This is a genomic window from Cyanobium sp. BA20m-p-22, assembly GCF_024346275.1.
Classification (GTDB): Bacteria; Cyanobacteriota; Cyanobacteriia; order PCC-6307; family Cyanobiaceae; genus Cyanobium_A.
In genome coordinates, this window is the sequence record NZ_JAGQCQ010000128.1 from 1 (window position 1) to 9768 (window position 9768).

Here is a 9768-nt window from a genome sequence, read left to right on the forward strand (position 1 = left end):
GCCTCGTTAAGCAACTTCAAGTCAGTCGGATAGGTGATGTCGGCTGGCGTACAAGAGGCATCGATGCTGAGTGTTCCCCAGTTCTTGTCCTCTGGCCAATCTGCGGGCTTCACGAGGTCGTCAAGTGAAATCTGTTTATCTGTACCACCATCTGGATCATCAGATTCGTCGTTATCTGGGAGTGAGGCCACAGCCTCCATCACCATGGCTTTTCCCCGTTCGGCAATGAGTTCATTAATCCGATTGAGCTCTAGCTCTGAGAAGCGCTTACGAAAATGAACCATCATTGATGGGTCAAATGGTGTCTTGCTGGAATAGCCAGCAAAACCAAGGAAAAACTGCATGTAAGCGTTTTCTCGGATCTGCTCAACGGTCTCCTCGTCGCTTAAGCCAAGCCTCTGCTTGATGAACAATGCACCAAACGCCAGCCGTACAGGCTTTGCTGGCGCGCCGGTGGTTGGATTGAACTGAGGGGCATATGTTTCTTCCAACTCTTCCCATGGCATCAAGGAGGAGAAGATCACCCAGCGGTTATCTGTGTCCAACGTGCCGCCAAAAGGCACATGAAAATCCTCGATTGAGAGCTGGCCATTATGGAGTTTCCGGTACATCTGCGGTGCTCAGCAGTTGTAGCAATCGTCGATTGCCCTGATCAAGGTCAGTTTATCGGGTTTTTCGCTGAAACAAGTTGCGCTGCAGTCGATCTGAGTTTTTCAGGAGTCCCTAAGAAGGTTTCTTGCGAAATGCAGTACTGCCTAAAACTCACCCTGGGTCCTTCTGGCTACATGGCATCGATCTTGCGAGTGGAGACAACGGCCATATATCCCCCCCATCACCACGGCGTTATTTGACTGCTTTACTCGGCTTCGCTGCTCGACGATCGTGGTGCAGAAAGTTGCCCGTGCGCAGGCACTCCTGCGGAGAAGCCTTATGGATGGGCGATCTGGAGATCAATGGCGCTCCTGGATTGTCAGCAGTCGAATTTTGTTGCCGTTGCGGTAGCCACGGCTCTCTGCCTTCTTTTCATGATGATCGACGTCGAGCTCAGCGGCAACCTCCAGCTCACACAGCTGCTTCTGGCCATCTCGCATTAGCCCAGGGATTGGCCCCCGGCGGTTCTTCCAACTATTAACGGCGCCTGTGCAGAGGCGCCATAAATCATCTTGGGCATGGTTCGTCAGGTTGAGTTAGGGCTCAAACCAGAGTCACGGTCCTGCCCACCCCTGAGGTGGGTGCCTTTTATTGGACAGTTCTGGCCTCTGACATCGTTAACTCCGAGCGGGAGGAACAGGTTTCGATCTCAGTGTAGACCTCATTGGGAGTTCTGCCTCCCAGAGAGCTGTGTGGCCTTACATGGCAGTACCTCCATAGGAACTGGGCGAGGCTGATTTCTGCATCTCAGCCATCGCTGTAGGCATGAAGGTAGACCTCCTCGTACTTGACCGTTCGCCACAACCTCTCCACCAGGATGTTGTCGTAGCAGCGCTTCCTACCTGACCAGCTGATCTTGATCTCCTCTGCCTGCAGCCTGGCCACGAAGTCACCAGAGGTGAACTGGCAGCCCTGGTCGGAGTGGAAGATCTCTGGTTTATGGCTGGCGTCCCCAGCAGTGGTGTAATTCCCCCGGCATCCCCACCCCTGCGTAGCCGGGGTGGGCCGCGCATCCCAGGCGGCTGGCCCAGCGGCTGGCGTTGCAAGGGGTGGGCAGGCCCGTTTCCCTGGTTTGAGAACCACCTCAACCAGACGAACCATGCCCAAGACCTATCGTGCCGCAGTTGACTTGGCGCCGCTACTAGATGGCAGCAGTGCTGGTGAACTGATCCCTGAACTGGCCACACGCGGCCTGCAGCAGTTGATCGAGCTGGAGGTCGCTGCCTTTCTGGGTGCCGACCGCCATGAGCGCAGCGAGGAGCGACTCGGCTACCGCAATGGTTACCGGCCCCGCACCCTGACCACCCAGGTGGGGGATCTCGCGCTGCAGATCCCCAAGCTGCGGGCCGGAAGCTTTCTCCCCTCGATCCTCGAGCCCCGCCGCAGGGTCGATCAGGCCCTGTACGCAGTGATCATGGAGGCCTACATCGGTGGCGTCTCCACCCGGAAGGTCGATGCCCTGGTGGCGGCGCTGGGCTCGCAAAGCGGCATCTCCAAGTCCCAGGTGAGCCGTATCTGTCAGGAGATCGACCAGCAGGTGCAGGCCTTCTTGAGCCGGTCGCTGGAGAGCAGCAGCTACGCCTATGTCTACCTGGATGCCACCTACCTCAAGGGGCGGCTGGGCAAGGCTCAACAGGTCTGCTCCCGCGCTGTCGTCGTCGCCATGGGGGTGAACGAGGACGGGCGCCGGGAGTTGCTGGGCCTCAAGGTGGGCGACAGCGAGAGCGAGCCCTTCTGGGCTGAGTTCATCGCCCACCTCAAAGAGCGAGGCCTAGCTGGCGTCAAGCTGGTGATCTCTGACGCCCATGCAGGGCTCACCAAGGCGATCGGCCGCCAGCTGCAGGGCAACGTGTGGCAGCGCTGCCGGGTCCACTTTGCCCGCAACCTGCTGCAGTGCGTTCCCAAGGCTCACCAGGGCATGGTCACCGCCGCCCTGCGCAGCGTGTTCGCCCAGGAGAGCGCTGAGGAGATCGAGTCACGCTGGGATGATCTGGCGGCCTCGCTGGCGGAGCGCTTCCCCAAGGCCGCTGCGCTCATGCACGAGGCCAAAGAGGACGTGCTGGCTTTCCGCCACTTCCCCAAGGACCACTGGCGCAAGATCTGGAGCACCAACCTGCTGGAGCGGGTGAACGAGGAAATCAAACGACGCACCCGCGTCGTTGGAATCTTCCCCAACGACGCCTCGATCACCCGCCTGGTGGGGGCGGTGCTGCTGGAGCAGCACGAGCACTGGCAGCTGGAGGGCCGCCGCATGTTCTCCGCCGAGAGCATGGCGACCATCCCGGAGCTCGGCGACATCCCCAGCCTGCAAGCCCTCAGCGCCTGAGAGAGGAAGGACGCAGACCCCAGGGGATCGAGGCTGCAGCGCCCCACAGGACGCATCGGCCTTGATCGCCGCCCGGGAGCCGGGGCAACAACCTGTGGCTGGTGCCAGCTACTCCAGATCACAACACATCCGCGATCGGGCGAAAGACTTGACAAGTCAATCGCCCTGATTCAACGTGGTAAAGCGAGGTGCATCTGCGCCTCCGGAATGACAGCCCGTCATTCCACCCTGTTCACCCTCTGATCAGGGTATTCGGGCCTCGGGTTTTACACCACGCAAAGGGACGCGGCCTTGAACAGGCACACCTCGCCGTCCAGTTCAGCGGCACAGATCTCGGGGTTGCGGCTGAGGGACACAGTTCACTTGCGAACATTGAGATCCTCTCAGGGATTGAGCCTGGCCTCAAAGCTGCAGGGCGGGTGTATTGAGCTGGGCAAACAGTTGGGGCACCAGCAGTCCAAAGCCGCCGTTGCCCTCCAGTAGCAAGGGCTCGGGAGAAGCGGGAATCCAGTCCCAGGCCACCTGGTCAATGGGTGGCAACCGCTGGTGCATGTCCTTCGCTGCGTCCAAACAGGCACGAACACACAACGGAGCACCGCTTTGGAGTTGTTGTGTCCATCTCATTAGGGCGTCTTGTTGGGCCGCCGTCAACGGCTCCCCTGGGTTCGGCAGGCTGACGCCATCCGCACTGATGAAGGCAACTGCGCCATCGCACAACGGCACCTCCAGCCATGCCTGCCGCACGGCAACCGGCCCTTCAGGCGATGGCCGGGAGGTGATCACGCGAACAACCACGGCAGGGTCGGTGGCCGGCAGGTCTGTGCTGTGGCAAAGGTAGGAAGCTGCCAGGGCTGGTTCGTCGCTGCGGCAGAGGCGATGCCAATGGGCCAGTAGCTGGGCGGGGGTGGGAGGTTCGGCATCGGCTGCATGCGGTGCATCAGCCGGAAGCCGGCGGAATAGGGCTTGCTGCTCCAGGGCTGAGCCAGACCAGCGGAAACGGATCACGCCTCGGCCGGCATGGCCGCGTTGGGGTTTGAGCACCACTCCTTCTGCCCTCAAGGTCTCCCACCACCAATTCGGGATCTCTGGGTATCCCTCATCGATGCCGTGGGGCTGATGAGTGTTTTGCTGCGGGTGCAGCAACGTAAAAGGGGCGCGCCAGCGCTCGGGCGTGCAATCGAGCAGGGCCGCTTTGTCGGCCAGCAACTTCAGGGCAGGGCGGCATTGATCTGGCCACTGGCGCCGGCGCTTGGCATGCACTGCACCAGCCAGGCTATCTGGGGTGTAGTGCGCAAGCTGGCGCCAGGACCGAATACCCAGGACCCACCACCAAGACACCTCCGCTGGCCGGTAGCTGTTCAGCCAGCAGGCCGGCAGGGTCAGTTGCCAAGGAAGTGCTGGCCGGCCTTTGGGCGGGCGCCTTGGCCAACGCCAGGGACGAATCAACCACCAGTGCAGCTGCTGGAGCAGTTCCAGCGGCACCCTCCAAAGCGGTGCTGACCCCAGTCGTTGCCAGAGTCTTCCTCCTGCTAACCATCTCCAGGGCGGAGGGCTATGGAGTGTGCTGAATAGCCGCTCAACCAAGCCAGTCATGGCCAGCCGTTGGGTGCAAACAAGCATGGCCCCCCGTGTAGCGCCCCCGTTTGGGAGCTCATCAATGAGCCTGAAACGGATTGAGCAGCCGCACTCCGCAGCCGGCAACGTCATCGATGTTGGGCGTCACAACCGTGAGATGGTGCAGCATGGCGATCGCGGTGTATTGCTTGTCGATTGCGTTGTGCATCTCGGTCTGCTCGCGTGTTCCGCCCTGGGAACAGCACGGATTGGCTATTACGGCCAACGCCAGGCAGCGCGATCCAGCGCCGATTGCCCCGGCAGCAGTGTGGCTCCCTGCTCGCGCTCCAGCTGCAGTGTGCGGCAGCCCGATGTTCCCTGCAGGGCCGTGATCAGCGCCTCGGCGTGGGCGATCACCCACACCTGGGTTTGCTGCGCCACCGCATCGATCAAGCGCGCCAGGGGCGGCAGGAGATCGGGATGCAGGCTGTTTTCCGGCTCGTTGAGCACCAGCAGCGGCGGCAGCCGCGGGCTGAACAGCGCCGCCGCCAGCAGCAGGTAGCGCAGGGTGCCATCAGAGAGTTCCGCTGCATCGAGCGGGCGCAGCAGGCCTGGTTGGTGCAGCTGGAGGCGAAAGCTCGGCTGGCTGGTGTCCACCGCCAGGTGACAGCCCGGGAAGGCATCGCCGATGGCAGCTTGCAGACCCTCACCATCCCCGATTTCGAAAATCGTCTGCACCGCTGCCGCGAGATCGCCGCCATCTGCGGCCAGCGAAGGCGTGCGTGTGGAGAGGTGCGAGAGCCGGGCAGGCGCCAGGCGATCGGTGCGAAAGCTGTCGTAGAAGCGCCAGCTCAGAATCGTGCGCCGCAGCTGAAACACCTCCGGCGCCTCGAGCGGATCGGAGACAGCCGTGAACAGGCTCTCGTGGGGCGTCACCTCCAGGGCCAGGGGGCTGCGGCGGTCACCGCAGCGTTCCACCACGGCGCCGCTGCGCTGCACCAACAGGCTGCGTGGGTGAAAGGCCCCGCCAGCCCAGATCCATTCCCGTTTGATCTCTGGATCCAGCAGGAAGGCGCTGGTCTCATCGTCCGCGCGGAATCCCAGTTCGATCGCGTACGACAACGTCTTGCCCGCGAAGCCGAGCCGCAGCCTGCTTCCCTGGCTGCCCCGCTCCGGACCAGCCCAAAGCACCGCCGCCAATCCCCCTTCTGCGGCCAGGGTGGCCACCAGATCGCCGCGGGCGGCGGCGGCTACCAAACCCAGGGCTCGGTAGAGGTTGCTCTTGCCGCAGCCGTTGGCACCGCTCACAAGTGTGAGCTGGCCGATGGGCAGCATCAGCTGCTGCAATGAGCGGTAGCCCGCGACGCCGAGATGACTCAGGGCTTCTCCGTGGGCGGATGGGGCCACGCGGCATGGCATCGAGGGCTGCATCAGCATGGGGCGATGGCCCATCGACGTCGATCCCTTCGCTGGCTCTTGTTGCAGCTGGGTCTTGGCTTGGCTTGGATCGCGCTGCTGGCCAGTCGTGCGTCGGGCCAGGCCGGGCTCGGGCTGACGCCAGCTCAGGTGGGGCAGATGCTCCTGCTGGCGGGCTGGCTGCCCAGCGTGGCCCTGGCGGTGTGGCAGATGCGGCACCGCAGTTGGCGCGCCCTGATCGCCAGCGATTTGCTGGGCGCTGGCCTGTTGGTGCTGCTGGCCTGCACCGCCTACCTGCCCCTGTTCTTTTTCCATGTGGCGTGGTTTTTGCCTCTGGCCTTGCTGCCCCGCGGGCTGCTGGCGGAGTTGCTGGACAGGCTGCTGGACCGGCTGTGGGGCAGCTGAGGGGCATCTGATCTGCCCATGCCGCTGATCGGTACAGCGAAGTCGGGGGGTGTCATAAGCGCGGCCCCGCGCCACCATGCACACTCTTGTCGTCTGGCGATTTCTTGGCTGCATCGACCGTGGCTCACCTGGAGCGCCTGTGGCATCGGAAGATCCGCGGGCTCCAGCGGTTGCTGCTCATCCCGCTGTTGAGCCTGCTGCTGCTCAGCGGCACGGCCCTGGCGGTGGATTCCGGCAACGCGCCACCGGAGGCGGCCGCGCCCGTGGGCAGCTTTGACGTCGCGCCGGTGCACATCCTTGGCATCCCGGTGATGAGTGTGGCGGCTCCGGTTGTGAGCCGGGATGCGGGCATCCCCGATGCCCGGCAACGGGCGACGGTGATCGAGGGCAACCTGACGTTGCTCTATCAACCCCACGCGCTCTGCAGCAGCGGCGAGCAGATCTCAGAAGCGCTGCTGGAAGGTCTGATTCTCGGCGGCCCAGCGGATCAGCGGCTCTGCAGCGGTGATCCTTGGACGGTGCTGGGGCGGCCCGACGCTCTCTCGGTGGTGGCAGCCACCGACGATGACGGTCAGGTCCAGTTGCGGGCGGAGATTAAGGGGGCGCTCCACACCGCTGACGCTGCTCACGATCACTGAGGCTGATGCCCAGCTGCACGGTATGAGCCGCGGCGCGCTGGCTGAGCGCTGGCGCCAGATGCTGCAACGGCGTTTGCGTCATGCGCGCTTCACGGAACAGAGCAGTCAGATCTCGCTGCGCCTCAAGATCACCCTGATCGGTGAACTGGTGCTGGCCGGCACCAGCGCGGCGACGCTCGCGCTGTGGGTGAGGCTGCGACGTCGGTTGCAGCGGCGGATCGATTCGGAAGGGCAGGCCAGCGGCATCGTTAGCCCCGGAGATCGCTGGCTTCAGAGGCTGTTGCGGCTGCTGTTCATCGCTGTTCTGGCCCAGCTGGTGGTGATGGCTGGTCTTGCTGTGGCCGCCGTGCCCGGCCAGATCCCACTGGCCATCACGGTGTTAGTGCAACCCCTGGCGATCCTGTTCAAGGTGGCGTTGCTGGGGCTGCTCGCCGCAGCCCTGCGCTGGTTGGCGCGCTTCGTGCTGCGGCAGTGGGTGAGCAACCTGGCGGTGCCGCTGGAGGAGCGTGCCCGGCGGCAGCAGCGCTACCTCAATCTCAGGCAGGCCAGCCATCGCTTGATCGATTTGGGTTGCATTGCCGTGCTGGTGGTGTTGGTGCTGGCGGATGTGCCAGGGATTCGGGAGCTCACCCTCGGAGCCTGGTTGGCTGGCGGCGCTTTGCTGGGTGGTTTGGCGATCGCCTTTCAGGGGCTGCTGCGCGATGGCGTGGCGGGCCTGGTGGCGTTGCTCGATGACCATTACGCCGTGGGCGATGTGGTGGAGGTGAATGGCGTGGTGGGGGAGGTGGTGGATGTGGGCCTGTTGGTGACGGAGCTGCGCACCAGCGATCAGCGGGCGGTTCAGGTCGCCAACAGCTCGCCGCAGCAGCTCATCAATCACACCAAGATTCGCTCCGGCGCTGAGGTGTTGATCCCTCTTTCGCCACAGCATCACCAGCTGGAGCAGGCGCTGGCGGTGCTGATTGAGCGATGCGAAAGCTTTGGCCAGGATACCCTCTGGAAGGGCAAGTTGCTGGCGCCGCCATGGGTGCGCGGCGTGAAACAGGTCACGCCGCAAGCGATTGAGCTGAGCGTGGTGCTCACCACCCGCGCGGGGCAGCAGTGGGAGGTGCAGCGTGCCCTGCTGCGGCGCCTGGTGGTGGCGCTGCAAGAGCAGGGCATTGCCTTGGCCAACGGAACCACTACCCCCAACCTGTGATCGTTGTCCACCGGTTGCGAGCCGTCTAGGGCCTGGGTTGTTCAGTCGGCGAGGTGGCTGGTGGTTGGGGGCTGTCGAGCACCGGGGTGAGGGCCGGTCCCGAAAACAGCGGTGCCAGCAGCGCGTCTTTCATCAGCAACAGCTGCTGTTATCAGCCGCTTCACCTGAGCTGCTGCCCGTAAACGGCAGGCTGCTGCCGCAGCCGGGGAACAGGCCGTAGTGGCGGCTGAAGTCGCCGATGAAGGAGAAGTGGGGTGCAAACCGCGTCGCCTGCAGCATGCGGAAGCTGTTGCCGCACACCGGGAACACCCGGCCGGTTTCGATGGCGTGGTGGCTATCGAGGTCGAAGCGGTGGGGGTGGTGGGGGATCGTGCCCCGATAGATCACCGCCTGGCCGTGGTCTTCGCAGGCATCTTCCAGCTCGGCGATCTGGAACAGGCGGTAGGTGGCGGCATAGAAGCGGGCCTCGCCCACCAGTGGCGCCAGGGCTGGCTCGGTGATCCGGAGCTCGCGGTCGCTCACCAGCCGCGGGTCAAGGAAGCCGGCGCCCTTGGCAAGGCGCAGGAAGTCGTTCCAGTAGAGGGCTCCGCCCAGGCACTCGCCGTAAAGCACTGGATCGCGCCGCACCGCTTCCGGCAGTCGCCGATCCACGTACACATCCGAGAAATACAGCTCCCCGCCGGGCTTGAGCAGCCGTTTCACCCCCTGCAGCACCGCCGCCTTGTTTGTGGAGAGGTTGAGCACACAGTTGCTCACGATCACGTCGAAGCTGCCTGGCTCCAGGGGCAGCGCCTCGAGAGCTTCGATCGTGCCCTCCAGAAACGACACGTTGGCGTAGCCGAACTGCTCGGCATGGAAGGCCAGGTGCTCGCGGGCCACCGCCAGCTGCTCCGCCGTCATGTCGACGCCCACCACCGAACCGCTGGGCCCCACCAGCTGGGCCAGGGCGTAGACGTCCCGGCCGGTGCCGCAGCCCAGATCGAGGATGCGGCAGCCCTCGAGCAGGGGCGGGCACACCAGGCCGCAGCCGTAATAGCGCGCCAGCACATCGGGGTGGATCCGGGCCAGCAGCGGCCGCAGCCAGGCCGGCACCGCATCGGCATCGCAGCAGGCGCTGGTCTTGAGGTCGGCCGTGCCGGTGAGCTCCTGGCCGTAATAGGCCTGAACGGCGGCTTGGGTGGGCATGGCTCGCGCGGCCTAGGAGTTAATTCAGTCTGCCTTTGGCGCCTGGGGGGCTGGGGCGGCGCAGGCCCGATCGAGGGCCTCCAGGTAGCGGCCCAGGGGTTCACGGGCCATGACGCGAGCCTCCGCTTCCCGCTGCCATTGGTCGGGGCGATAGAGCAGCTGCAGCTCGCGCCGGTCCCGGCGCCCCAGCTGCCGCAGCAGGGCATCGCTGCCCACCAGGGGGGTGCCGCGCAGGCACAGCGACTGCACCCCATGCCAGCCCTCGTGCAGCAGGGTTTCCAGCTGGTTGCCCTTCGGGCAGACCACCACCTCCCGCCGGCCGCGCACGTACAACCCAAAGAGCTGGGGCTCGGCGCAGCGGGGATGCTCCCGGCGGATCACGAACCCCCGCTGCT

The 9768-nt window shown here is 64.3% G+C and carries 11 protein-coding genes and 1 pseudogene; 4 read left to right on the forward strand and 8 right to left on the reverse strand.

Annotated features, from left to right (window positions below; translation table 11 throughout):
• From KBZ15_RS11780 to KBZ15_RS18690, 3 genes are all read right to left on the reverse strand, one after another.
• Nucleotides 1–611, reverse strand: a 611-nt coding sequence (locus tag KBZ15_RS11780) for a transposase (RefSeq protein WP_255015405.1), incomplete at its 3' end; no start/stop codon positions are given.
• A 339-nt stretch (nt 612–950) separates the two neighbouring features.
• The gene (locus KBZ15_RS11785; RefSeq protein ID WP_255015406.1) at nt 951–1091 is read right to left on the reverse strand and encodes a hypothetical protein; all 141 of its coding nucleotides are present in this window, start codon (nt 1089–1091) and stop codon (nt 951–953) included.
• A gap of 307 nt (nt 1092–1398) precedes the next feature.
• Nucleotides 1399–1752 (reverse strand): hypothetical protein, encoded by a 354-nt coding sequence (locus tag KBZ15_RS18690; RefSeq protein ID WP_396123461.1) that lies wholly within the window; start codon nt 1750–1752, stop codon nt 1399–1401.
• Here KBZ15_RS18690 and KBZ15_RS11800 point away from each other — a divergent pair.
• Nucleotides 1751–2977, forward strand: a complete 1227-nt coding sequence (locus KBZ15_RS11800; protein ID WP_255015407.1) for an IS256 family transposase — start codon at nt 1751–1753, stop codon at nt 2975–2977. The two genes, KBZ15_RS18690 and KBZ15_RS11800, sit on opposite strands and share 2 nt — an antisense overlap.
• Nucleotides 2978–3379: 402 nt before the next feature.
• Here the strand turns inward: KBZ15_RS11800 and KBZ15_RS11805 are convergent, their stop codons facing one another.
• The 3 genes from KBZ15_RS11805 to KBZ15_RS11815 all read right to left on the reverse strand — a co-directional run bounded on the left by KBZ15_RS11805 (nt 3380) and on the right by KBZ15_RS11815 (nt 5938).
• Nucleotides 3380–4237: a hypothetical protein gene (locus KBZ15_RS11805; RefSeq protein ID WP_255015408.1), complete on the reverse strand. Its 858-nt coding sequence runs from the start codon at nt 4235–4237 to the stop codon at nt 3380–3382.
• Between the two features lie 394 nt (nt 4238–4631).
• A complete protein-coding gene (locus KBZ15_RS11810) occupies nt 4632–4760 on the reverse strand; it encodes a hypothetical protein (protein WP_255015409.1) in 129 nt (42 codons plus the stop codon).
• 47 nt (nt 4761–4807) lie between these two features.
• Nucleotides 4808–5938 (reverse strand): AAA family ATPase, encoded by a 1131-nt coding sequence (locus KBZ15_RS11815; RefSeq protein WP_255015410.1) that lies wholly within the window; start codon nt 5936–5938, stop codon nt 4808–4810.
• Between the two features lie 90 nt (nt 5939–6028).
• Between KBZ15_RS11815 and KBZ15_RS11820 the strand changes: the two genes are divergently transcribed.
• The 3 genes from KBZ15_RS11820 (at nt 6029) to KBZ15_RS11830 (ending at nt 8188) form a co-directional block, all read left to right on the forward strand.
• Nucleotides 6029–6352: a hypothetical protein gene (locus tag KBZ15_RS11820; RefSeq protein ID WP_255015411.1), complete on the forward strand. Its 324-nt coding sequence runs from the start codon at nt 6029–6031 to the stop codon at nt 6350–6352.
• 104 nt (nt 6353–6456) lie between these two features.
• A complete protein-coding gene (locus KBZ15_RS11825; protein ID WP_255015412.1) occupies nt 6457–6990 on the forward strand; it encodes a hypothetical protein in 534 nt (177 codons plus the stop codon).
• A gap of 22 nt (nt 6991–7012) precedes the next feature.
• Nucleotides 7013–8188, forward strand: a complete 1176-nt coding sequence (locus KBZ15_RS11830; RefSeq protein WP_255015413.1) for a mechanosensitive ion channel domain-containing protein — start codon at nt 7013–7015, stop codon at nt 8186–8188.
• A gap of 132 nt (nt 8189–8320) precedes the next feature.
• Here the strand turns inward: KBZ15_RS11830 and KBZ15_RS11835 are convergent, their stop codons facing one another.
• Both KBZ15_RS11835 and KBZ15_RS11840 read right to left on the reverse strand, forming a co-directional pair.
• Entirely contained in the window at nt 8321–9373 is a 1053-nt protein-coding gene (locus KBZ15_RS11835; RefSeq protein ID WP_255015414.1) for a methyltransferase domain-containing protein, read from the reverse strand.
• A 24-nt stretch (nt 9374–9397) separates the two neighbouring features.
• Nucleotides 9398–9768: pseudogene (locus KBZ15_RS11840) on the reverse strand (hypothetical protein); the annotation flags it as partial.